18 protein-coding genes are annotated in these 24,279 nt (G+C 42.4%); 8 read left to right on the top strand and 10 right to left on the bottom strand.

All coding sequences use genetic code 11. From position 1 onward, the window contains the following. Positions 1–7: 7 nt before the first annotated feature. The 3 genes from AAEY93_RS14065 to AAEY93_RS14055 all read right to left on the bottom strand — a co-directional run bounded on the left by AAEY93_RS14065 (position 8) and on the right by AAEY93_RS14055 (position 3,287). Positions 8–2,254, bottom strand: coding sequence for a heavy metal translocating P-type ATPase (locus AAEY93_RS14065; protein ID WP_351077716.1), 2,247 nt, complete (start codon positions 2,252–2,254; stop codon positions 8–10). Beyond that, positions 2,254–2,724, bottom strand: a complete 471-nt coding sequence (locus AAEY93_RS14060) for a MerR family transcriptional regulator (protein ID WP_101031551.1) — start codon at positions 2,722–2,724, stop codon at positions 2,254–2,256. Before AAEY93_RS14060 ends, AAEY93_RS14065 begins: the two co-directional genes overlap by 1 nt. Positions 2,725–2,852: 128 nt before the next feature. Next, positions 2,853–3,287, bottom strand: coding sequence for a DUF2057 family protein (locus AAEY93_RS14055; RefSeq protein WP_124011436.1), 435 nt, complete (start codon positions 3,285–3,287; stop codon positions 2,853–2,855). A gap of 938 nt (positions 3,288–4,225) precedes the next feature. Here AAEY93_RS14055 and AAEY93_RS14050 point away from each other — a divergent pair. From AAEY93_RS14050 to torD, 5 genes are all read left to right on the top strand, one after another. Then, positions 4,226–5,191 carry an alpha/beta fold hydrolase gene (locus tag AAEY93_RS14050; RefSeq protein ID WP_124011438.1) on the top strand — a complete coding sequence of 322 codons (966 nt, stop codon included), beginning with the start codon at positions 4,226–4,228 and terminating at the stop codon, positions 5,189–5,191. Between the two features lie 370 nt (positions 5,192–5,561). After that, positions 5,562–5,732 (top strand): trimethylamine N-oxide reductase system protein TorE, encoded by a 171-nt coding sequence (torE, locus tag AAEY93_RS14045; protein ID WP_101031561.1) that lies wholly within the window; start codon positions 5,562–5,564, stop codon positions 5,730–5,732. A gap of 40 nt (positions 5,733–5,772) precedes the next feature. Continuing rightward, on the top strand, positions 5,773–6,951 hold the full coding sequence (gene torC, locus AAEY93_RS14040; protein WP_124011440.1) for a pentaheme c-type cytochrome TorC: 1,179 nt from the start codon (positions 5,773–5,775) through the stop codon (positions 6,949–6,951). Positions 6,952–6,963: 12 nt separating this feature from the next. Continuing rightward, positions 6,964–9,456 (top strand): trimethylamine-N-oxide reductase TorA, encoded by a 2,493-nt coding sequence (torA, locus tag AAEY93_RS14035; RefSeq protein ID WP_351077709.1) that lies wholly within the window; start codon positions 6,964–6,966, stop codon positions 9,454–9,456. Positions 9,457–9,555: 99 nt separating this feature from the next. Continuing rightward, the gene (torD, locus tag AAEY93_RS14030; RefSeq protein ID WP_372491434.1) at positions 9,556–10,197 is read left to right on the top strand and encodes a molecular chaperone TorD; all 642 of its coding nucleotides are present in this window, start codon (positions 9,556–9,558) and stop codon (positions 10,195–10,197) included. Positions 10,198–10,403: 206 nt separating this feature from the next. Here torD and torS read toward each other — a convergent pair whose 3' ends face one another. Beyond that, complete coding sequence (gene torS, locus AAEY93_RS14025; RefSeq protein ID WP_124011443.1) at positions 10,404–13,454, bottom strand: TMAO reductase system sensor histidine kinase/response regulator TorS; 3,051 nt, start codon at positions 13,452–13,454, stop codon at positions 10,404–10,406. A gap of 69 nt (positions 13,455–13,523) precedes the next feature. Between torS and torT the strand changes: the two genes are divergently transcribed. Continuing rightward, on the top strand, positions 13,524–14,588 hold the full coding sequence (gene torT, locus AAEY93_RS14020) for a TMAO reductase system periplasmic protein TorT (RefSeq protein ID WP_124011444.1): 1,065 nt from the start codon (positions 13,524–13,526) through the stop codon (positions 14,586–14,588). On the opposite strand, the gene torR is transcribed toward torT, so the two are convergent. Both torR and AAEY93_RS14010 read right to left on the bottom strand, forming a co-directional pair. After that, positions 14,585–15,310 carry a two-component system response regulator TorR gene (gene torR / locus AAEY93_RS14015; protein ID WP_101031573.1) on the bottom strand — a complete coding sequence of 242 codons (726 nt, stop codon included), beginning with the start codon at positions 15,308–15,310 and terminating at the stop codon, positions 14,585–14,587. The two genes, torT and torR, sit on opposite strands and share 4 nt — an antisense overlap. Before the next feature lie 198 nt (positions 15,311–15,508). Then, positions 15,509–16,261, bottom strand: a complete 753-nt coding sequence (locus AAEY93_RS14010) for a TorF family putative porin (RefSeq protein WP_351077703.1) — start codon at positions 16,259–16,261, stop codon at positions 15,509–15,511. Between the two features lie 429 nt (positions 16,262–16,690). Between AAEY93_RS14010 and AAEY93_RS14005 the strand changes: the two genes are divergently transcribed. Then, positions 16,691–18,262, top strand: coding sequence for a YjjI family glycine radical enzyme (locus tag AAEY93_RS14005; RefSeq protein ID WP_351077700.1), 1,572 nt, complete (start codon positions 16,691–16,693; stop codon positions 18,260–18,262). Further along, positions 18,255–19,175 (top strand): YjjW family glycine radical enzyme activase, encoded by a 921-nt coding sequence (locus AAEY93_RS14000; RefSeq protein ID WP_124011447.1) that lies wholly within the window; start codon positions 18,255–18,257, stop codon positions 19,173–19,175. The genes AAEY93_RS14005 and AAEY93_RS14000 overlap by 8 nt, the downstream gene beginning before the upstream one ends. Positions 19,176–19,228: 53 nt before the next feature. Here AAEY93_RS14000 and AAEY93_RS13995 read toward each other — a convergent pair whose 3' ends face one another. The 4 genes from AAEY93_RS13995 to phsA form a co-directional block, all read right to left on the bottom strand. After that, positions 19,229–20,149 (bottom strand): LysR family transcriptional regulator, encoded by a 921-nt coding sequence (locus AAEY93_RS13995; protein ID WP_124011448.1) that lies wholly within the window; start codon positions 20,147–20,149, stop codon positions 19,229–19,231. Between the two features lie 286 nt (positions 20,150–20,435). After that, complete coding sequence (gene nrfD / locus AAEY93_RS13990) at positions 20,436–21,377, bottom strand: NrfD/PsrC family molybdoenzyme membrane anchor subunit (RefSeq protein WP_101031583.1); 942 nt, start codon at positions 21,375–21,377, stop codon at positions 20,436–20,438. After that, entirely contained in the window at positions 21,374–21,946 is a 573-nt protein-coding gene (locus AAEY93_RS13985; protein WP_124011449.1) for a 4Fe-4S dicluster domain-containing protein, read from the bottom strand. Before AAEY93_RS13985 ends, nrfD begins: the two co-directional genes overlap by 4 nt. A gap of 28 nt (positions 21,947–21,974) precedes the next feature. Beyond that, positions 21,975–24,257 carry a thiosulfate reductase PhsA gene (phsA, locus tag AAEY93_RS13980; protein ID WP_351077693.1) on the bottom strand — a complete coding sequence of 761 codons (2,283 nt, stop codon included), beginning with the start codon at positions 24,255–24,257 and terminating at the stop codon, positions 21,975–21,977. Positions 24,258–24,279: the final 22 nt, after the last annotated feature.

Here is a 24,279-nt window from a genome sequence, read left to right as displayed (position 1 = left end):
GGGCCTCTTAGTGTTCTTTAGCTTTAAATAAACGTAATCGATTCGCGTTACTCACTACGGTAAGCGATGAGAAAGCCATGGCAGCACCTGCAATCACTGGATTTAACAAAATACCAAATACCGGATAAAGCACTCCTGCCGCTAAGGGAATACCCGCAGCGTTATAAATAAATGCCCCAAACAAGTTTTGTTTAATGTTGCGCAGCGTTGCTTTACTAATAGCAATGGCATCGGCTAATCCATGAAGTGAACCGCGCATTAAGGTGATATCGGCACTTTCTATCGCGACATCGGTGCCCGTACCAATCGCGAACCCAACATCGGCTAACGCCAACGCTGGCGCGTCGTTAATCCCATCACCTGTCATACCAACCACTTCATTGTGACGTTGAAGTTCGGCCACTTTATTGGCTTTATCTTCAGGCATCACTTCGGCGAAAAAGTCATCAATACCCACTTTTTTAGCCACTGCAGCTGCGGTCGCTTTATTATCACCAGTTAACATAATCACTTTAATGCCATTACGTTTAAGTCTCGCGATAGCAGCCACCGAATCCGGTTTTATAGGATCTGATACGGCTATAATGGCAAGCAGCTGCCCTGCAAGCGCCAAATACATAGGTGTTTTAGCCTCTTCTGCTAATACTTGGGCCTTAGCTTCATTAAAACCAATATCAATATTTTTGTCTTGCATCAGTTTTTGATTACCAAACAGTAATATTTCCCCATCCACCGTGGCTTCAACACCTTTACCCGAAATGGCATTAAAGTGCTCTGTTTTAGTCATTTCAATTGCTCTGGCATTGGCACTTTCAACAATGGCTTGCGCTAGTGGGTGTTCTGAGTGACTTTCAATCCCAGCAGCCAATGATAATACCTGCTCTTCGCTGTCGGTATTGACGAGAATAATATCGGTGACTTGGGGTTTACCTTCGGTAATGGTGCCCGTTTTATCTAAAATCATTGCAGTGATTTTTGACGCTGTTTGCAATGCTTCACCGTTACGAATAAGCACGCCCGATTCAGCGGCCTTACCCACGCCTACCATTACAGACATTGGCGTGGCTAACCCTAGCGCGCAAGGACAAGCAATAATTAATACCGTTGTTGCGGAAACAATTGCAAATACGGTCGATGGCTCTGGTCCAAAGTTAAACCACACCATGGCACTAACAATGGCGATGATCATAATGGCTGGCACAAAGTAAGCCGATATCACATCAGCCAAACGGCCAATTGGTGGTTTAGAGTTTTGTGCGCGCTTGACCATATTGATGATTTGCGCCAATGCCGTATCTTTACCGACTCGAGTGGCTTTAAATATGATTGAGCCTGACTTATTTAAGGTACCAGTGACGACATTGTCATCAACTCTTTTTTCAACGGGCATTGGTTCACCGGTTAACATTGACTCATCAATGGTACTTTTACCGTCAATAACCACACCATCTACTGGAATTTTTTCGCCTGGACGTACTCTAACGTGATCGTTGAGTAATACATTGGCAATATCGATATCGACATCTTTTCCATCTCGGATAACTCTAGCTGTTTTGGCTTGCAGGCCAATAAGACGCTTAATGGCTTCAGAGGTTTTACCGCGCGCTTTAACTTCTAGCGCCAAGCCTAAATTAATTAAACCAATAATCATTGCGGTAGCTTCAAAGTAAACATGCCTTGCCATCTCGGGGAACCATTCAGGAAATCCAACAATAAGCATTGAATATATCCAAGCCGTACCCGTACCTAATGCAATAAGGGTATCCATATTAGCGTTATGGTTTAAAAATGATTTCCATGCGCCGATATAAAAATGCCTACCAGATATCAGCATGATTGCCAGTGTAACGACACCAACGGATCCCCACGCCATTTGCTCAACAGGGGTTGTCACCGTCATTTCACCGATGAAAAGTCCATAAATCATCAGTGGAATACCAACAGACAACGCTATAATGGTATGGCGCAATAAACTTTTATAATAGTGTAAATCGGCCTGTTCTTTTTCATCCATGGCATCATCTGCTGAATCAGCCTGTATTTGTGTCGCGTTGTAACCGGCACTTTCTACCGCTTTTATCATCAACTCAGCAGAAGCTTGACCAGTAACAAGTACCGTTCTGTCGGCAAAATTCATGTCTGCCGAATCAACACCGTCGACGGCTTTAATCGCTTTTTCAATTTTGCCAACACAACTGGCGCAACCGGCGCCGAGGATATTGAGTTGCATAGGCGAGTTTGTTTTTTGATTCATTACTTAACCTCCTTTGACGTTAATTTCATCTTGTCCTGCTGAGTAGCGGTTACTGTGGTGCTTTCCGCTTGATTTGTCGCCTCAATTAAATTACAAACCATATTTCCTGTGGGCAAGTTGTCTGGCATGGTTGACCATTCTTCAACGGCCTCTGAAAGCCTAGTTCTTAATTTGACCATTTCATTAAATTGTTTTTCTGTTTCAGCCAATTTTTGTTTTACTAGCGCTCGTACAAGTTGACATGCACTTTCGCCATGATCGGTTTTGGAAAAAATCACTTTGATTTCTTCAACGGAAAAGCCAAGCGTGCGAGCACTTAAGATAAATTGCATTCGAGACTTATTTTTATGGTCATATATTTTATAACCATTAACAGGAGATTTATTTGGATTAAGTAATCCGACACGAGTGTAAAAGCGCACTGTGTCGGCGGTGATACCTAATTCATTAGCAAGTTGATTCACTTTCATACTGCCTCCTAAAGCAAACGTTAATCGTTACGATAGTTTGACTATAAACCTATGTCTTACACACAGGTCAAGCAGGTTTTGAATATTAAAATAATAGGGCACATTTTGAGTGCCCTATTATTTAACGGTTACTGCTGCATCATTTTACTATGTTGTTTCATGATGATAGCCATTAACTCTTCGTGATTAACTAACTTGACGGTTTCACCTTTTATATTGGCGCGATCTAATGTTATCAGGGGTGATTTGATAAAGTTCTTTGCACTGGTGGAGGACAGAACCTCTTTTGTTTTCACTTGAATATCTTCATCTTTAGCCAGATTATAGATCCAATATAGTGCATCTGATTTAATGATATCAGTATCATCTACCCCAGGTCTGAACACGTCATAATACTGTATTTGAATTAAATGTTGACCAGGTGCAATGTCTATTTGGCTCTTGTTTTGTAAGGTTTTACCATCGACCGCAGTAAAAATTAAATTGTCAGGTAATGAGATAGTTGCAGCCATTGATACTGAGCTGACGATAGAGAGAAGTGAAATAGCAATAAATTTTTTCATGATGAACTCCGTTAAGTGTTGATGCTGTTAATTACAGCAACAATAATCTTTATAAATTAATGTGGGTGACTAATTTGAATAAAGAATTACGCTATCGGAGGTGGATTTTGGTTTGTTAGAGTGGTAGGTGTTGATACCCATAAAGCTAGGCTAACTTTGGCGCCAGTTAACCGTATAGCGGTAAGCTCTTCGCCCGAAAACAACATAAAAGCATGAGCTATGGCATGGCAATGACTAATGCATTGACTTATGCATTGACTTATATTGTCTGAACAACAGTTATCGTTGTGAACGTAATTGTCGCAGTCGATGTCTATCATGGTTGATGGGTGCAGATTGCTCGATTGCGAGCCTGACATAGTCATTTCAGTAGACATAGTCATTTCGTTAGACATAGCATAGCTAGGCATAAACAGTTGCCCTACTAGTGATAATATAATCGCTATATTTAACAAAATTTTTAGCATACATGATGTCCACTAAACTAAGAGGCTTTTACTATAACAATGTTGTAGTTAAATTTATACGACTGATGCAACACTTATCAATAATATGATGCCTAGTTATTTATTAAAGAAGTAAGTAGTACGTCAATACGAGCACTATCAGAGATCGCCTCTATGCCCTTAAAACGGTCATATCATGCTATTACTCAGGCTAACGCTTGTTCATAAACACTTTTCTATAAACACATTCTATTGTTTGCACTTGAGACAGCCTATTTCATCTTGTCGTGGGTATATTGTGATAACAAATGTCATTGTGTATGCTGCAAGCCTGTAGTTAACATTATTATAACTATTTGGCTGCCATTATTTGATCCTGCTCAGCAAAGATTTATTTCATTTACAATTTAGTCTTAAATGGCAATGTAACCTAACGATCACTGCTGTTAATGTTTATTAGCATTCGATCTATAACAAAAATAAGGTCCACAAATGTTCGGATTGTTGAAATATTTTTTATATCTGTTGTTGGTACTTTTAGCCTGCCTGGCAATTTTTATTTATCTTAATCAAGCGCCGGACAAGTCAGTGGCAGAGCTGAGTCAACGCTGGGCTCAACCCCCCTCGCAGTTTGTTAATATTGCAGGGATGAATATTCACTTAAGAGATGAAGGGTCAAAGTCTGATCTAGAACCCATAGTGTTAATCCATGGCACGAGTGCGTCTTTACATACTTGGGATGGTTGGGTAGACGCATTAAAAGGACAACGCAGAGTCATTCGTTTCGACTTACCGGGATTTGGATTGACTGGGCCCGATCCTGACAATAATTACAGCATTGAACATTACGCTGATGTCGTTGCTGCAGTGCTCGATGAATTAAAGATACAAAAATGCGTCTTAGCGGGTAACTCTTTAGGGGGTTATGTATCTTGGGCGACCGCGGTTCGGTATCCACAAAGAGTGTCGAAATTAGTGTTGGTTGATTCCAGTGGATACCCTTTTGAACCAGAATCGGTACCACTGGCATTTACATTATCACAAAATCCGCTAACCAGTGTGTTGTTAAAAAATGTGTTACCTAAATCACTGGTCGCTCGCAGTGTTAAGAATGTCTACGGTAACCCTGATTTGGTCAGCGATGAATTAGTTGACCGATATTACGAACTATCACTTCGACAAGGTAATCGTGACGCCTTGAAAGCGCGCTTTAAACAAACATTACCAGGACTTTTGGTGGATAAGATTAACACCATTGATGTACCAACATTGATAATATGGGGAGCCAAAGACAAGTTAATTCCGCCTAAGTATGGCACCCAGTTTAATCACGATATAGCCAACAGCGAGCTGGTTGTATTTGATGAGTTAGGCCATGTACCTCATGAGGAAGATCCGCAATCAACGGTATTAATAGTTAAACAATTCTTGCAAGAACATAAGCCGGATCAATCTTAGGGTAAGTGCACAATATGGTTCACACTCTCTGTTACCAGAATCGATTTAATTCTCGGTGTTAGTTATCGCTCTTAAGCGTCTGAATTTCTAAGGACACTATTCATATGTCATGGCTATTGTGGCTCAGATAATATTAGAGGCAACCACGGTCATATGACCAAAACAGCTATTTTATCTTGTTAGGCATCACTTTTGTCGCTCACCTACCCTCCAATTATCCACTGTCGTTATTTCCTCGTTGGCTTCACCTCGTCTGTTCATAATCTTTCACATATTGTCTGCGTTCATTCATCTACAGTCTGAGTGCCATTAACAATTGTTATCTAATATAGCTGGCATCAGCAAAGGTAATTATTTAAGTGAGCACATTATGACAACAAAAGATTTAGCAGAACCCCCTAGAAAAGTGAAATCTAAGGAGTTAAAGGCACTTGGATTTATCATTTTTTTACTCTTTCCAATCATCACAATCACCAGCATTAGCGCTTACGGTTTTGTCATTTGGATGATCCAAGCATTTGGTGGCGTTGTCGCACACTAATCCTCGAAAATCATGAGTCAATCTTATTAGGGATGCTGTTATGAAATGGTTTATCAACATTTGGCGAACACTTAACCAACCAGCCAAATATCTTACCTTAGGCACAATTAGCCTATCGGCTTTTTTGATGGGCATTATTTTCTGGGGTGGTTTTAATACTGCACTAGAACTGACCAACACAGAAGAATTCTGTATCAGCTGCCACAGTATGGAAAGCAAGCCATACCAAGAACTGCAGCAAACCGTGCATTGGTCAAATCACTCTGGTGTTCGTGCCACTTGTCCAGACTGTCACGTGCCCCATAACTGGAGCCGTAAAATTGGTCGAAAAATTGAAGCTTCTCATGATATGTGGGGCTGGTTAATGCAAACGGTTAATACCGAAGAAAAGTTTGAAGCAAAACGCCTAGAAATGGCTAGCCGAGAGTGGAAACGCTTCGATCGGGATGATTCATTAGCCTGCAAAAATTGTCATAACTACGACTCTATGAATTGGGGTGACATGTCAAAGCTGGCTCAAAAGCAAATGAAACGAGCCGCTGAGATCAATCAAAGTTGTGTTGATTGCCATAAAGGCATTGCGCACAAGCTTCCTGATATGGGGACTGCGCGCGCACCTGAACTCATTGCACAAGTCGGATCTGGCGAAACTGGTCTTGTTGTTGGTGCTCAGTACTTTACCGCCTTGACCAAACCGCTTTATTTTAATCAAAATACAGATGTTGAAGCAGGCACATTAAACATTGCCACTAAAGTGACGGTACTTGAAACCAATGGCAGTCGTGTACAAGTTGGTATTAATGGTTGGCGTAAAAACATTGGTGCTGGTCGAGTAATTTATTTCGATTTCGGTCTTAATATTCTGTCTGCTCAACTCACAAAAGCTGCGGCGTTGGAAGATGGCGTAATGGAGGTCTTCGAAGAAAAACAAGATCCGATGACGGGGTTAACCTGGCAACGTGTTGAAGCCAAAATTTGGACCGACTCAGACTATCTTGTCAACGATTTACAGCCACTTTGGGACTATGCACGGGATACCTATACTAGCAGTTGTAGTGTTTGCCATACCCAGCCGGCAGAAGCACACTTTGATGCCAATAGTTGGCCAGGCATGTTTCAAGGCATGATTGCGTTCGTCAACATGGATCAAGATACTCAAGCGCTTGTACAAAAGTACTTACAAGAGCATTCATCTACTTTCGATAAGTCAGCGCATTAATAGGATATCATCATGAACAGAAGAGATTTTCTTAAAGGCTTAGTGGCGACTTCTTATGTGGGACTAAGCAGTACATCGGTGTTGGCGTCATTCAATGCTTTGGCAACTGCGGGCACTAAAGCAAGTGACGACTGGCTTACTACGGGTTCGCACTTTGGTGCTTTCAAAATGAAGCGTAAAAATGGGGTCATTGACCAAGTCATTCCATTTGAATTAGACAAATATCCTACCGACATGATCAATGGCGTTAAAGGCTTAGTCTACAATCCATCGCGGGTTCGCTACCCTATGGTGCGCTTAGATTTTTTATTGAAAGGTCATAAAAGTGATACGACCCAGCGCGGTGACTTTCGCTTTGTCCGTGTTACATGGGATAAAGCCCTAACCCTGTTTAAAGATTCACTTGATGAGGTGCAAACTCAATACGGTCCATCAGGACTGCACGCAGGTCAAACAGGCTGGCGCGCAACTGGGCAGCTGCATTCATGTACCAGTCATATGCAACGCGCTGTTGGTATGCACGGTAACTTTGTCAAAAAAATTGGCGACTACTCAACGGGTGCTGGCCAAACTATTTTGCCTTATATTTTAGGCTCAACAGAAGTTTATGCCCAAGGTACTTCATGGCCGTTGATCCTTGAGCAATCTAACACCATCATTTTGTGGTCCAATGATCCCTATAAAAACCTGCAAGTGGGTTGGAACGCCGAAACTCATGAATCATTTGCCTATCTTGCTGAGCTTAAAGAAAAAGTGAAACAAGGTAAGATCCGGGTGATCAGTATCGACCCGGTGGTCACTAAAACCCAAAAATACTTAGGATGTGAACAACTTTACGTTAACCCACAAACTGACGTTGCATTAATGCTGGGTATTGCCCATGAAATGATCACCAGTAAGTTACACGATGAAAAGTTTATTGAAGGTTACAGCCTTGGTTTTGACAGATTCGTACCTTATATTTTAGGCGAGTCAGATAGCGTTGCGAAAACACCCGAGTGGGCCAGCAAAATTACTGGTGTTAGCCCTGAAATTATACGTGACTTAGCCAAAGTAATGACCCAAGGTCGTACTCAAATCATGATGGGTTGGTGTATTCAACGTCAACAACACGGTGAACAACCTTATTGGATGGCGGCGGTGCTTGCCACTATGATTGGCCAAATAGGGTTACCTGGAGGCGGTATCAGCTACGGCCATCACTACTCCAGCATTGGTGTTCCAGCGTCCGGTGCTGCCGCCCCGGGTGCATTTCCTCGCAATCTTGATGACGGCCAAAAGCCGTTATTCGACAGCAATGATTTTAAAGGCGCGAGTAGCACCATTCCGGTTGCACGTTGGATTGATGCCATTTTAGAACCGGGTAAAACCATTGATGCCAACGGTTCAAAAGTCACTTACCCTGATATCAAAATGATGGTGTTTTCAGGTAATAATCCATGGAGTCATCATCAAGATAGAAATAAGATGAAGCAAGCATTTCAAAAGCTTGAGTGTGTGGTCACTGTCGACATTAACTGGACAGCAACCTGCCGTTTCTCTGACATTATTTTACCTGCTTGCACCACATTTGAACGAAATGACATTGACGTTTATGGCAGCTACGCTAACCGTGGTGTTTTAGCGATGCAAAAAATGGTTGAACCATTATTTGATAGCTTGTCCGATTTTGAAATATTTACTCGTTTTGCCAAAATAATGAACAAAGAGACAGAATATACCCGTGGCATGTCGGAGTTTGACTGGATTAAAAAACTTTATAACGACTGTAAAGCCGATAATGCCGGTAAGTTTGAGATGCCAAATTTCGACACTTTCTGGAAACAAGGTTATGTCCATTTTGGTGAAGGCCAACCTTGGACACGTCATGCCGATTTTAGAGATGATCCCGAAATAAACCCACTGGGTACACCATCGGGTTTGATTGAAATATTCAGTCGAAAAATAGCACGTTTTAACTACGAAGACTGCCCCGGTCACCCAACGTGGATAGAAAAATCAGAGCGCAGTCATGGTGGCCCAGGTTCAGATAAGCACCCGATGTGGATGCAATCTTGCCACCCAGATAAACGCTTACATTCACAAATGTGTGAGTCGCAGCAATATCGAGAAACTTACGCCGTAAAAGGCCGTGAACCTGTGTACTTGAACCCTAGCGATGCAAAACAGCGTGGCATTAAAGATGGCGACATTGTGCGAGTATTTAACGACCGAGGCCAGCTATTGGCTGGGGCGGTCGTATCAGATAACTTCCCTAGTGGCATTATTCGAATTCATGAAGGGGCTTGGTATGGCCCTGTCGGCAAAGATGGTACCAAGCAAGGCGGCAGTGAAATAGGTGCATTATGCAGCTATGGCGACCCTAATACGTTAACGCAAGATATTGGTACATCGAAACTTGCCCAAGCTTGCTCCGCGTACACATGCTTGGTCGACTTCGAAAAATATCAAGGTAAAGTCCCTGAAGTCAGTTCATTTAGCGGCCCAATTGAAACGCAGCTATAACGTGTAAGTATTATTACTGTGCGCCAAGTGATTTATCCTTGTCGCTTAAGTTAACGGCCTTAATAAGGTCAGGAGATAACATAGATGAATGACAAGATATTGTATAACACGCCAATGAACCAGGGTCGTTCTATGGTGTATAAGCTGCTCTCATCACTGTTTGCAAAGGAGCTAGATCAACAGCTATTACAAGCGCTCACGGCAAGTCAGGCGCAGGCATTCTTTACTCAATTGGCTAGTGATCCCTTGTTTAGTCAAGACATCGAAACCATAAACTCAGTGCTTAATTCAACCCTTAACAGCGTCAATACTGATCATGCTTTATTAGAGCTTGCTGCCGATTATTGTGGCCTATTTTTAGTGGGTACAAAGCATAGCGCCAGCCCTTATGCCAGTTTGTATCTTAACGATGCCCATGCTGTCAAAGATGATGTGCTGTTGTTTGGTGAGCAACATCAGCAAATGCAAACCTATTTACAGCAAAGCCAATTGGCTGTTCAAAGTGAATTCCCTGAACCGGCAGACCATATTGCCGTTATTTTGGCGTATGTTGCCCACCAAGCTTGCGCAAGTGATGATAACACTCAGCTCAGCTTTATTAGCCAATATCTTCACGCTTGGCTACCCCGTTTTGTAGATAAGCTTACCTCTGTTGATACTGGTAAGTTTTATTCTGTTATTGCTCACCTCACTCTGGCTTGGGTTGAAACTGATTGTGAAGCACTAAAAGGAGCTCAGTAACAGGATATCTATTTGACTAAGCGATAATTCATCCAGATAAAAACACCGAGCAAGCTCGGTGTTTTTATCTAATCCGTCGAGAAATTCCCGTGATCCGAGCGTAGCGAAAGTCTCGGGGTAGTTCACAAGTAATGTTTGAGCTTAGGATAAATAGAGTGACGGTTATCCACACTGAACTACATTCCAGGCCCATGATTTATAACAACTTAGCTGGCTAATTTCAACTCAAGTGCATTAATAGATGCTTGCCACACCTGTTTAAGCAGCGGATATGAATCAGCACTAATGCCATCTTTTTCTAATTGTTTGCACAACTGACTCAACTGAATAAAGCCGATACTGGCACTACTGCCTTTAAGTGCATGTAACGCTTTTGCCCTATCTGCAGGTAAAGCTGCGAGTGCATTAATGTGTTCCGTACTACTGACTTTAAATAGTGCTAACATCTCTTTAACAGCAGTGTTACCAAGGTATTGTAAGTCTTCATTAATTTGCTTTTCATTGAGTAAAGGCTGATTGTCTTCATTCCGGCGTGATGGTTTTTGATCTATGGCAGTTTGTGTCAAGCCTTTATGTTTCTCTATCTTGGTTAACTTATTCATGTTGCTGTTGTTCATTGCTGATTTGTCACTTGCATCACCGATCCAATGGGCTAAAAACTTCATATTAAGCGGTTTGGCTAATACGTCATCAAAGCCTGCGGCTTGATACTCGTTTATGTCATCATCTTGAATTTGTGCCGTAAATGCGGCAATGCTGATGTCTTTATGGGCCGCGTTAGCGATATGCTTCAACTCTACTAATAACTCAATCCCTGATCCATCGCCTAATTGAATATCAAGCATAATGCCGTCAAACTGCAAAGCACTATCGACGTTAAACAACGCCCTTGCTTGCGCACAACTATCAGCCAGTACGGAATGATGTCCAAGATGTGCTAAAAACCCTTGGGCCACCATGGAATTGACTTTGTTGTCTTCGATAACGAGTACACATTTAGGATCAACTTTAGGTAATTGTGCACAGATAACCTCATGTGCTTGCTCACAGATGTGCAATGGCAAACTAAAACCAAAGGTGGAACCTTCAGCTACTTTACTCTTAACCCAAATAGAATGATTGGCAGTATTAACCTCATTCATTAACGAGACTAATTCTTTACAAATAGCGAGCCCAAGGCCTGTGCCTCTGGTTCTGCCTTGATTAGGCTGCGCACCATAAGCAATAAACAATTGATTCATATCATTTTTACTTATGCCGACGCCGGTATCTGCCACTTCAAAAGTTAATCGTTTATCAACCACATTTACCCGTAATGTAATCTCTCCTGCTGGCGTGAATTTAATGGCATTGCCAAGCAAGTTAAATAACACTTGGCGCAATTTGGGTCCGTCTACCGTTATCCATTTGGGTAAATCACCGCGAACTAAATATAACGATATACCTGACAATCCCGCGCCAGCTAACATGATAGCCATCACTTCATCAAGCAGCTCACAAAGTGCGACAGTTCGAGGCTCGTTAGTTAATTTACCTTGCTCCAAACGAGAAAAATCCAAAATATCGTTAAGTACATTTTGCAGTAAGGTGCCACTGTATTGTGATAATGCCAACATTTGTTTCTGTGCTGGAGGTAATGGCGAGTGACTCAGTAAAGTCAGGGTGCCTAAAAGACCGTTTAACGGAGTACGGATCTCATGGCTCATAGTCGCTAAAAATAGCGATTTTGCCTTGCTAGCTTGCTCTGCCATCTCTCTAGCCGTCGAATGCCCTTTGGCTTCAGCGTCTAGTTGACGGTTGGTTTCAGCCAGTTCGAGTGTGCGCGCCTGCACAGTACTTTCGAGTGAGGCTTTATGGGCAAATAATTCTGATGCCGTTTGTTGTAACTCAGATTGCAGTGCTTGATTGTGCGCGGTTTTTTGTTTAAAAGCTTCAATGGCTGCAGCCATCGCGGTGAGTTCATCGTCTCCATGAGGATCAAGTACCACTTCGGTATTGCCCTGACTTAATTGAGATAATGCTGCAGTTGCTTCACTTAGGCGTAAAGCAATGCCTTTATAAATAACCCGATAAACGACCAACAGCATAATGATTAACATCAAAATACCTGTCGCCCACAGCCCTGATTTAGCCCACAGTAATTGCTGTAAAAAATTACTTCGGGCATGTTCTGCCTGCAGCTGTTGTGCTTTCATTGCGCTATCGACTGACTTATTCAGTTGGCCTAATTTATCCGTCAGCGTTAACAGCTGCGCATTTTGTTTCGTTAGTAATTGCGCATATTGCTGCTGCAAACTTAAGCCAACATTTACTTCCCTTAACATTATCAGTTGGTGCTCAAGCTCTGTCGCCCTAACGGGATCTCGAATTAAGCCTTTAAGTAATTCCAGAGGCATTAAATCAATTTTCCCACTCGTGCCTGAACCTGTGTAAGGGCTAGGCACTTCGATGCCGTTATGTAAGTTATCGCCAGTAGTATTAATCGTATAAGTTGTTGGAGAAAGTACTCGAGCCATACTGTCGAGAACGTTATTTAATCCGAGTTGTTGTTCTGGCGACTGTAATAACTGCCCCACTAACGCAATGTGATGGATCAATCCCAAAGCTCGGTTTAAACGTTCACGGACATCCAAGTCTTGTTCTATGATGGAGTCCAAAAGTTGGGCACTTTGTTCAGCGCCTATCACTTGAGGGTAAGCTAAACTCAACTTAGCCAGAATGGTTGAATCGACCACAGCTTGTTCTGCTTCAAGTAAAACACCACTCTTACTGGCCGCTTCCGCCAGTGCGCTTCCTTTATTATTCAATTGAGCCGCCAACACTAAACGTTTACCCACTTGGCGGCCGAATACCGATAAGTCATGGATGATTTCGCCGGCTAATAGCGCTAATTGCTTATCTTTATCGACACCATGATTTTGTAGATTTAACGAATTGAGTCGTTCAATAGCGGAAAGTAAATTAGTGCTTTCCAGTGACAACTTACGCCCAAGGAAAACGCGTTGAGCCTCTTCTTCCACTCGTTCAAGCGCTTGGGCATTGTCGAGCAAGCCATTAGAAGACTGCATCAATTGCCTTGCGGCCTGTGATGCGGGTAATGCCTCTTCATATAGATATTGGTCAGCAAGCTTTACCCAATAAAGCGAAATACTGCCAAGGCTAACTAACATTAATAGTAACAACCCGAGCAGACAGAATGCCAACATAAGGCGACCCACTAAGCTCTTGCCTGATAGTGATAAAGTGCTCACAGTCATTCCTTAAAATGTTATAATTATTAAAATTCTTTTGCTATTCTTTTCAGAAACCTTAATCGAGACAATATAATGTGCCGACTTATTTATATGCTCATAGCTGGCTTAGGGATATTACCATTACTTGCTGAAGCAACATCCGATTCTAGCTGGACATTACAACAGCGCACGCCCTTTAATGCCAAAATCCAAACAGTAAAGTCGATACAATATAATCAACTGACCTCGGCCAAAAAGCCTTGGCGGATCTGTGCCTTAGTACCTCACCTTAAAGACGCTTATTGGATCGGCATTGATTACGGTTTGGTGTCAAAAGCCAGCCAATTAGGCATTAATTTAGAATTATTTGAAGCCGGTAGCTATTACAGAAAAGAGCAACAACTAAAACAACTTGAATACTGCCTTAATCAGCCGTTCGATGCGATCTTACTCGGTGCTGTGGCCCCCAATTTACTTGACCGATACCCGGGCCAAATTAATAAGCCCATCATTGCGTTAGTGAATAGACTCGATAACCCGATTATTACTACTCGTGTAGGCGTTAATTGGTATCAAATGGGCTGGGAAGCTGGCCACTTTATCGCCAAATCTGTAAAAAAATCACCTCCATCGTCTCCAGTAAAACTCGCTCTACTCACAGGCCCAGAAAGTGTTGGCGGCAGCGATTGGGTTGAGCTTGGTATTCAAGATGCTATTACCAATAGTCCTATTGTGGTTTCGTCAATTCGTCATACTGACAATAATCGTGACCTTTATCGTGACCAACTTCATAATCTGCTTAACGACCACATTCCTGATTATATTCTAGGCAGTGCAGTTGCTATCGAAGCAGCAATAGGAACATTGCAACATAAACAATTAACTGGCCAAGTAAAGCTTGTGAGCAGTTATTTATCGCCAGCGACGTTGCGCGGACTGCATCGTAATAAAGTCGCTTTCAGTAGTGATGATCAAGTGGTGTTACAAGGTAAGTTGGCAATAGATATCATGGTAAAACTACTTGAGGGAGCACAATCATTTGGTGATATTGGCCCACAAATACAGGCGTTAGAACAAGGAAAGGTGCAACTCGATATGTTTAATAACAGCTTAGCCCCTGCAAATTTTTACCCCATTTACCGCGTAACACAAAACTAATCTTTAACCTTAGTCGCAAACAAATAACCTTCTCCGTGAACTGTCACAAACAGGTCTGCCTGTAGCTTGTTTCGTAAACGGCGAATAATGACATCTATGGTTCTATCATTTACCTCTTCATTACGATGGCTTGTTTGCTGCATTAATCGCTCACGAGATAGTACTTGCTGTGGATGCAATGCAAAGACGGTAAGTAATTCGAACTCAGCTTTAGTCAGCTTAATCACCTCGTCACCATAACTCAGTTTTCGACTATTTAATTCAAGAATATATTGATCGAAGGCAATGATATCGTCACATTTTTCAAATTGGTCTACAACGTCTTGCTGTGCTTTTTTGACTAACGAAATTCGCCACAGCAAATTTTTAACTCTTACTAATAATTCTCTTAATTCAAATGGCTTAGTCACATAATCATCAGCGCCCATCTCAAGACCAACGATTTTATCAATAGTTTCATCACGACCCGTGACTAAAATAATGCCCACGTCCGAACGGCTTCTCAGTTCGCGTGCCAAGCTTAAACCATCTGTACCGGGTAAATTAATATCTAACATCACCAAATCGACATGTTGATTTGCAAACTGTTGCCACATCTGCTCGCCGTCTCCAGCTTCAAGCACACGATAACCTTCGCGCTCAAAATAGCCTTTTAATCGAGCGCGGATCACCGCTTCATCGTCAACTACGAGTACTGTATTTGTTAAACCAGTATGTGCCATCGTCCAATCCAAATAGTGTTGCTAATAATGGTCGTTATTATTCATAACTTTTCACATTTGCCTATAACGATATTCAAGGAATGAGTGCTAGCTAGCAAAATTGGTTGATAAAAAGGACCCGGATCACACAATGGAAAGATGTAGAACCAGATCCAATTATATTTACAGATTCACAATAAAAGACGTTATATTTTTAATTTAAAAACTTTTGCTGATGCCAACAACCACTCGGTCATCAAAAATCTTTGTTTGAGTGCCATACACTTTATGATCGCTATCCATGGTACTGCCATGATAACGAACATCGAAATTGATGCCGGCATAAGCTTTACTCACACCCAAGTTCCAGTGTCCCCAGCCTTCTGCACCTTCGCCCTCTAAACCTTGATAACCGATGCTGGCTGAAAAATTTACACCATTATCAAATGCGTAGCTTGGATGAACCGCATAGTTAACACCTTGCCAACCATCAACACCAAACCAGTCATCGATGGTTGGAGTTACTTCTAGTTGAACATTAGCGTGCCCGAATTGCTTGCCAACCTTAATCCATAATTCTGTATAATTAGAGTATGAAGCGCCAGGATAAAGATAAGAGAAAACCATGACGTCGTAACTGATAGTGCTATCGCCAAATTTACCCGCTTTACCAATATAAGGTGCGGTGACAATTTCTAAATTAGGGTCGGAAAATTTAACATTTGAAGCAAACATGCCGGCATACCAACCAAGCTCATTGCCCCAACCGAGCGTACCTTGTACCACTGGTACTTCGCCATCCATGGTTTCAGATTCACCTCGAAAAACATAATCAGAAGCAAAGGTTAATTTACCGTTAATAGTGCCACCAAGGACATCCTGATCAGTTGCGGCATGAGCAAAGGCACTTGCCGATAGGATTAAGCTAGCTAATAAAATTGACTGAGCTAATTGAGTTGTTCTGATGTTCATATTTATCACCCTAAAATGGATTTTCTTGTTGATAGAGTGCCTATATGTAAAATATATGAATGGCTACTGATTTAGATATGAACTAATAAGTAACGAATATGAAAAATTATGAATACCAATATTTAACATGACCTAAAGCATTCTGGCTCTGTTGATGAGATTTTAATTCCATTGACGATGAACAATATAATAGTCGACACCTATAGGGCTTACCTTGCATTAATATATTTACGCAAAAATAAAGCATTCTAGAATGTAGCTTGTGATCTTCATCATCGGATTTCGATTCTATCAATGGCCGCTTCGGCTATTTTCACTGTTGAAAACCTCCGCCACTGAGTAGATTGGTGTTTATCAACAATGGTTATCAACAATGGTTACCAGCATTGGTCTTAATATCATTGCTCATAAAAATAGTGGAATTTCATCATGGCATTACAAGATAATATTGTTCAAATAGTCAGCCACCCTCACCTTTCTCCTAAGCAAAAATCGAATTATTTGGCATTAGAAGCTGAAAACAGCCTGCCTTATGTGGCGGTATCTGAGCAGGTTAATAATGCGATGACGGACGGCATTATCTGCGATATGTTTGAAGGCCACGCTCCATTTAAGCCGCGTTATGTGTTACCCGATTATGCTAAATACCTTCAACAAGGATCTGAGTATTTAGAGCTTTCGCCCGCAGAAGACTTTGATGACGCCTTAAATGCATTAACCATTCTTTATCACCATGTGCCGTCGGTGACCAATATTCCGGTGTACTTAGGCCAATTGGATGGGTTATTAATGCCTTTTACCCTAGGGCTTGATGACGATGCTATCTATCGCAAACTAAAACGCTTTTGGATTTTACTCGATAGAACCTTACCCGATGCGTTTATGCATGTGAATATAGGTCCGACCGATAATATTATTTGTCGGACCATATTGCGAATTGATGCCGAGTTACAGCAAATTGCACCTAATTTAACCTTTATGTACGACCCAGCCGTCACCCCAGATGATTTATTACTGCTCGCCACCACCAATATTTGTCAGTGCAGTAAACCTCACATTGCTAATTACCCATTACATGCCGAAACGTTCGATGAGCGGGGTTTTGGGATTGTCAGTTGCTATAACGCTTTACCATTAGCTGGCGGCGCCAATACCTTAGTACGACTTAACCTTAAGCAAGTTGCCATCAAAGCCACCAGCATTGCTGATTTTTTTGAGCAAACGTTAACTCATTATTGTCAGCTCACGTATGAGCTTATTGAAGCGCGTTCGGCCTTTTTACATCAACAATCACATTTTTTTGATAGTTTTTTAGTTAAAGAACAGCTCATTGATGAGTCACGGTTTGCACCAATGTTTGGGATTTATGGTATGGCTGAAGCGGTCAATATTTTACAAGCCTTGCCCACGCGTGGTTTAGCCGACGTAGGATCCACAAACAGTGTTAATCAATCCGGTAACGGTTATGGACACGAGCTTGAAGCAAATGAACTCGGACTGAGGATCTCTGCCGCATTAGATAAAATTGTCAAATCGACGCCGGTGACCTATGGCTACAAAGGCCGAGCATTATTACATTCTCAAAGCGGTATTAGTCTGGATAAAGGCGTAACCCCAGGGGTTCGTATTCCCTATGGTACAGAACCCGATCCCATTAGCCATATTCAAGCATTAGCGAAACATCATCAGTATTATACCGCTGGGATTAGCGATATTCTCACCATAGATGAAACTGTAAAATCTAATCCTCAAGCTATGTTCCAACTCTGTAAAGGCGCTCTTAGCTCAGGTTTTAGAGAGTTTACCGCCAATGTTGCTAATAATGATTTAGTCCGCGTGACTGGCTATATGGTAAAACGTTCAGACATTGAGACGTTTAAGCAATGTGGCTCGCGTACCAACACCACGGGCTTAGCCGCCGAGGCTGCTACCAATACAGGGATATTACAGCGCCAAGCTCGGGTGATTGCTCACGAACAGTCGCCTCTTGTTTATGAGTAAACACGCCATTGTAAGCCAAATATTGCCGTTTTCATGTGTCGATGGGCCTGGCAGTAGATTGGTAATTTTCCTGCAAGGCTGCAATTATCAATGCAAAAACTGCCATAATCCTCACACGATAAGCTTGTGTGATGCTTGTGGCGATTGTGTTGAACATTGCCCTGAGCAAGCACTGACACTCATGGCGTCACAAGACGCTCTTTCATATGACATAGCGTTGCAAGGTGCTGTGGTAAAGGAGAAGTCGCATATAGTGTGGAACAGCTCGCTGTGCAGTCAATGTGATACATGTCTTGCGGTATGCCCTAAAAAGTCAACGCCCAAAACGTCCAATTATACCATTGAGCAAATGCTTGAGGTCATTAGCAGTCAACGGCATTTTATTGATGGTATTACGGTCAGCGGCGGTGAAGCCAGCCTGCAATTACCTTTTGTCATTGAGCTGTTTAAGGCGATTAAGTCATCTGAGCACTTATCACATCTTAATTGCATGATCGACACCAATGGCAGTTTACCTCCAACGGGTTGGCATAAGTTGCTGCCTTTTTTAGATGGCGCTATGGTTGATTTAAAAGCATGGCAACAAGATACCCACCATTACATCACCGGCCGTGATAATCATCCGGTATTTAAATCCATTGAGTTACTTGCTCAGCATCATAAGCTTTATGAAGTGAGACTGTTACACATTCCTGGGATCACAGATTATGATGTGGAGATTAACGCCCTAGCGACATATTTACAGCAGCTACCCAGCGATACCCGAGTTAAGTTAAATGCGTTTCACCATCACGGTGTCGGACAAGTTGCTTCGACATGGCCGCAATGCACCCAAGCCGATATCGAAGCCTTAGCGTCTCAACTTACCCAGCGAGGCGTAAGCAATATCGCCTTGCCGGCCTTGTACATTTAATGTAACTGAGTACATTCAATTTAATTAATTTAACTAAGCGCATTTAATTCAGCTTAGCGACTGCACAGCAATATTTGCTCATACAACCAGCGGTGCGCAGGGTCGTTCATACTCTGGCGATGCCAAACAAGACTATAAGCCACTTTGCCGTAATCTATGGGTAATGTTTTAATGATCAATCCTTGGGCTTGTTTGGCCATTGACGCCCAGCGGCGCGAGCACGTAAATAGCAGTTCACTGTGATGGCACATTAGCGCTGCACTGCCAAAGTCTGCCACCGAAATGGGTACGGCGCGCTTTTTGGATTGCTGAGCCAGCAAAATATCAAAATACGGCGTGCTTAGGTCGGTATCTGTGATGCCGATGTGACTAAAATGCAAATAGTCATCGAGGCTGATGTCTTGCTGCAAAGCCAATGGGTGTGATGAATTCATTAAGCAAACCATCTCATCATTTATCAAGGTTTCCCATTTTAAGTCTTCGTCTATATTAGTCGGTTGACTTAGATCATGGGGTAAAATGATAAAATCTAACGATCCCTTTAGTAGCCCGTCAAAACCAATATTGTCTTTACTGTAAATATCTAAATGGATATTGGGCGCCAAATTGAGAATATGAGCGCTTATTTTGGCGGCCAGCAGTTCAAAGGTGCTTTCTCGCATGGCGAGTGAAAATCGCCCCTGATAATCGGCAGGACTAAACACATCTTGGCTCATGATATGGTTTATATCATTGATCATTTGCTGCACGCTTGGGCCTAACCTTCGCGCTAAGGGGGTGGCGATAAGTGAGTTGCCATGTCGATAGAATAATTCATCATTAAGGCTTTCTCTTAACTGACTCAAGGTTTTACTGACCGACGATGGGCTTAAGCATAACCGTTCTGCACTGGCGGTTACACTGAGGGTATCAAGCATCACATGTAAAGTGATTAAATGTTTCATGCTGATACGGGAAAGTTTAGCCAAATCCATTAGCGTATTGCCCCTGATAAGTGGTGCATTTGTTTGCAAAATATAAACGTAAATTAGCCTGCAGTATAGGCTACACAACCACAATCAAGACCCGCTTCACATTGCTAACTGATATGGTTTACATTTCATCCAGAAGACGGGTTAGATCTTCAGCAACAGCCGAACGTTTCAGTCATAGCGGTTGAAATAAGCGTTTTTGTATTACCCATAAAAAACTTCCTCTCAGACAAGTCCGAGAGGAAGTTAAATGAAGCACACTTTCTACACGTTAAGCTAGCGTATTTCTCTAACTAATATAGCTTTGACCAGCATAGACAATGAAGTGACGAAGGGCTAACACCCCGGTCAAACTACAACATGCCACGGTCAACATTAACGCTTTACTGTGGCGAGCGCTCGAAGGTAATAGCATTGCCAATAATGGAATAGCGAAGCCAATTCCAACCACCCCAATCCAAAACACGCTTGCCCAAATACCAGTATTTAACGATGCTAACGCAGTAGCGGCTGAACCGCCAGTGAAATAGAGTGCGCTAAACAGCATCACTAGAAACATCATTTCAGCAATGATAACCGGTAACTCAATGCGGTGCATTTTGGCAACTTCAGGGCTATGGGTATCGGTGTTAAACATCAATAACGCCACCACAAGGTTAGCAGCTGCTCCTGCTGATAATCCCGACACTAAAAATAGTGCAGGTAATACCGCAGTGTTGAGCATTGGATAAGCATTCATCGCCGAGATTAAAAAGCCAGTATATGCGCCAACCCCAATAGCAAGGATGAATAGCAAGACTTCAATAATCTTACGGAACGGCATTAGCAAATCGGCAATGCCGGATAAGAAACCCAGCTTCCACTTAGGTAAATCATCCTTAAGCACGATTAGCGCATAGGCGATACCCAGTGGTGAATATGCCAATAACGCTGCAACACCTATTGCCATAACAGACTGGAAGTTATAATTAACTAATATCAGCCAGAAATGAAACGGTTTAGTTAAATCAAACACCAAGCAAGCTAAACCTAAACTGATTGCCACCGGTCCAATTAGCGCTGCAGCTTTTAATATTGGACTTTCAGTTTGCTTATCACGGCTGTACCAACGCATACCAATACCAATGAGTACGCTACCTGCTGATAAACCGGCCATAAATAAGTAGACTGCGATAACCCAGTTCCATGTCACCGGATCATATTGCGCCATATCGCCCCATGTATTATTCATGACTCAATCCCTCCTCGTTTAGTTGGAATACGATACACACGAGGCTTAGTGCCTAAGTGAGTTTTTTCTTGATAGGTTATTTTAGTATTAAGTAATAGTGCAACCTCACTTTGACTATCGTTAGCATCACCAAAATACAACGCATCTGTTGGACATGCTGTGACGCAGGCGGGTTGCTCACCTCTGGCTAGGCGAGTGTCTTTACAGAAGTTACACTTGTCTGCAGCCTTGGTGATTGGATTGATAAAGCGGACTTTATAGGGACATGCCGCCACGCAATACTGACAACCGACGCACTTATCATTATGAATTGACACTAATCCATTTTCATCAATATAAGCCGCTCCTGTTGGGCAAACACTTACACACGGTGCATTTTCACATTGCTGGCAGGACACGCGATTATATTTAAAATGTAGATGAGGAGCTTCACCAAAAGGCCCTTCCACCCTAACCTGCAAGCGTGTGACACCCTCGGGTACGTTGTTTTCACTTCGACAAGCTATATTACAAGCTTGGCAGCCGATGCATTTGTTTTCATCATGCACCATGACATATCGTTTATTCATAGGAGATTCCAAATCTATTATTTACCGGCTAAATTTTTACCAACTTGACACCAGTGGTATGTAAATTCATGCCACAAATGGGCGCAATGACATTCGGAAGCAGATTGCCACAATGGATACCTTTTCCTGTTGCCCTTACCAGCTCTTTGTTTTTAGAGCCAAAGCCCATGTATGCAAATACCGTGTCTTGGCGAATGCCCGGAGTCACTAAAGCGGTTCCTTCTTCACTGCCAACACTGCTGATTAATTGAATGGCATCGCCACTGTGGATATTTAATCGTCCAGCGGTTAATGGATGGATCCAAACTGCGTTGTTAGACATAAGGTTGGCCAGCATTGGCACATTATGTGTTGCGCCGTTGGTATGTACGGCAACCTTACCTTGGATAAAATAAAACTCGTCAGCTTGCTTTAGTTGCACATTTCGATGCTTAATCACGCCTCGGCCAGGTGCCATGTCTTCTATTTTTTGCGATGTTAATTCAATTTTTCCACTGGGGGTTTTGAACTTCATTGCCGTTGCATAGCTGCCATCTTCATCAACACTTCTCGCGTTTGGAAAAGCCTTAACGAACGCTGCAACCATCTCAGGTTCACGCAGCATCAATGGCTTACCATAACTGACATAACCCATTTTTTTGATGTTTTCCAATAAGCTATGGTCACGATTAAGCTGCATTAATTGCAACGTTTGCATATTTTCCCAAGGATAAAATTTATCAAGTCCCAAAGACTGGCCTAACTCTTTGAATATTTGCCAGCTTGGGCGTGTATTCCCAATAGTTTCAACAACACGTTGGCGCACATAATAAGCAGGATTTTTGCCTGATTTATCTTGTATTTCTTCATCTCGTTCAAGGTAGGTTGACTCAGGCAAAATATAGTCTGCATAGGCTGCGGTTTCGCTGATATAAAGATCGCACGACACCACTAAATCTAACGCTTTAAGCGTTTGCTCTACTTTGGCCCTGTCTGTAAGAGTCTGCATAGGGTTAGTGCGGCTCATCACCCATGCTTTTAGTTGATAGGGTTTTGCTTCTAACGTTGCATCCAATATGGTTTGATAAATCCCCCCTGAAGACCACATCATTGCGTATTGCTTTTCAACCTGGTCAATACGAATTGCTGAAGATTTAGGCATACCTTCAACACCCGGTTTAGCTAATACTGGGGCGATATTTTCACCGGCAAATTTATTGTAGCCGGGTGCTTTTTTACCCATGTACAAACCACCTTTACGTTCAATGTTGCCAATTAATATATTGGCAGCATATAACGCACGGCGCATATCGAATTCTTCAGGGGTAAAAGTAGCGCGATGACCAAAGTCGACAACCGCATGTGGCGCATGGCTAGCATATTCGTGAGCGATACGGCGAATGGCACTAGCAGAAACATCTGAAATAGTTTCGGCCCACTCTGGCGTGTATTGCTCGACCTCTGCAGCGAACTCATCAAAACCCACTACAAACTTTTCGATAAAATCACGGTCGTATAAGTTGTCATAAATTAAAACATGACATAGCGCCAGAGCAACTGACACATCAGTACCAGGACGTATCGCATGCCATTCATCTGCTTTGTCGGCCACAATGGAAAAACGTGGTTCGAATACGACTAATTTAGCGCCTTTATCCATTTGCGCTTGCATCATTCCTCTGGTTTCAGACATATTGATGCCTTCATAAAGGTTATGACCAAAGTTAATAATGTATTTAGAATTACTCAAATCGCGCTTCATTTTGGTGCCAAATATCGCCTTAGCGGCCACCACATAACTTCCTGGACAGGTTGAAGCATGGGTAAATGTGTTTGGCGAACCGAATGCTTCAGCCAGATGAAATATATGACCAGAAAGCGAACCAGACTTAGATGAGAACGCAATGGTTTCTGCACCATATTGTTGTTTAATTTGGTTCATTTTGGTTGCAATTTCTTTATAAGCATCAGCCCAAGAAATCTCAATCCATTCACCCGCGCCACGTTCACCAACACGCTTCAATGGATTAACAATCCGCTGTGGATCGTAAAGTAAACTATGACCTGCGCCACCTCTGGCACAGACCTTGCCGCCAAATGATTTGGCTTCTTTATTGCCGGTAATAAAGACATTTTTCCCATCAACTATGCGCGCTTTTATAGGGCACCGAGTGGAACACATCTCACAAATACTGGCCACTTCAGAGGAAACACCTTTGAGAGGTTGTTTTTCTAATGCTGCCAGTGAACCAGGAAGAATACTTGCTAGCGCACAAGATGCACCACTGACCCCAGCTCCCTTCAAAAAATGACGCCGATTTAACTCAATCATGATTGCCTCTTAACCTTCGACG

This window comes from Shewanella sp. CAL98-MNA-CIBAN-0140 (assembly GCF_040309905.1).
GTDB classification, from domain to species: domain Bacteria; phylum Pseudomonadota; class Gammaproteobacteria; order Enterobacterales; family Shewanellaceae; genus Shewanella; species Shewanella psychromarinicola.
This window is presented reverse-complemented; position numbering and strand designations above follow the sequence as displayed.

Bases quoted from the DNA above. Each gene is read 5' to 3' on its own strand.
- AAEY93_RS14065 (WP_351077716.1), bottom strand. From the start codon at position 2,254: ATGAATCAAAAAACAAACTCGCCTATGCAACTCAATATCCTCGGCGCC.
- AAEY93_RS14060 (WP_101031551.1), bottom strand. From the start codon at position 2,724: ATGAAAGTGAATCAACTTGCTAATGAATTAGGTATCACCGCCGACACA.
- AAEY93_RS14055 (WP_124011436.1), bottom strand. From the start codon at position 3,287: ATGAAAAAATTTATTGCTATTTCACTTCTCTCTATCGTCAGCTCAGTA.
- AAEY93_RS14050 (WP_124011438.1), top strand. From the start codon at position 4,226: ATGTTCGGATTGTTGAAATATTTTTTATATCTGTTGTTGGTACTTTTA.
- torE (WP_101031561.1), top strand. From the start codon at position 5,562: ATGACAACAAAAGATTTAGCAGAACCCCCTAGAAAAGTGAAATCTAAG.
- torC (WP_124011440.1), top strand. From the start codon at position 5,773: ATGAAATGGTTTATCAACATTTGGCGAACACTTAACCAACCAGCCAAA.
- torA (WP_351077709.1), top strand. From the start codon at position 6,964: ATGAACAGAAGAGATTTTCTTAAAGGCTTAGTGGCGACTTCTTATGTG.
- torS (WP_124011443.1), bottom strand. From the start codon at position 13,454: ATGACTGTGAGCACTTTATCACTATCAGGCAAGAGCTTAGTGGGTCGC.
- torT (WP_124011444.1), top strand. From the start codon at position 13,524: ATGTGCCGACTTATTTATATGCTCATAGCTGGCTTAGGGATATTACCA.
- torR (WP_101031573.1), bottom strand. From the start codon at position 15,310: ATGGCACATACTGGTTTAACAAATACAGTACTCGTAGTTGACGATGAA.
- AAEY93_RS14010 (WP_351077703.1), bottom strand. From the start codon at position 16,261: ATGAACATCAGAACAACTCAATTAGCTCAGTCAATTTTATTAGCTAGC.
- AAEY93_RS14005 (WP_351077700.1), top strand. From the start codon at position 16,691: ATGGCATTACAAGATAATATTGTTCAAATAGTCAGCCACCCTCACCTT.
- AAEY93_RS14000 (WP_124011447.1), top strand. From the start codon at position 18,255: ATGAGTAAACACGCCATTGTAAGCCAAATATTGCCGTTTTCATGTGTC.
- AAEY93_RS13995 (WP_124011448.1), bottom strand. From the start codon at position 20,149: ATGGATTTGGCTAAACTTTCCCGTATCAGCATGAAACATTTAATCACT.
- nrfD (WP_101031583.1), bottom strand. From the start codon at position 21,377: ATGAATAATACATGGGGCGATATGGCGCAATATGATCCGGTGACATGG.
- AAEY93_RS13985 (WP_124011449.1), bottom strand. From the start codon at position 21,946: ATGAATAAACGATATGTCATGGTGCATGATGAAAACAAATGCATCGGC.
- phsA (WP_351077693.1), bottom strand. From the start codon at position 24,257: ATGATTGAGTTAAATCGGCGTCATTTTTTGAAGGGAGCTGGGGTCAGT.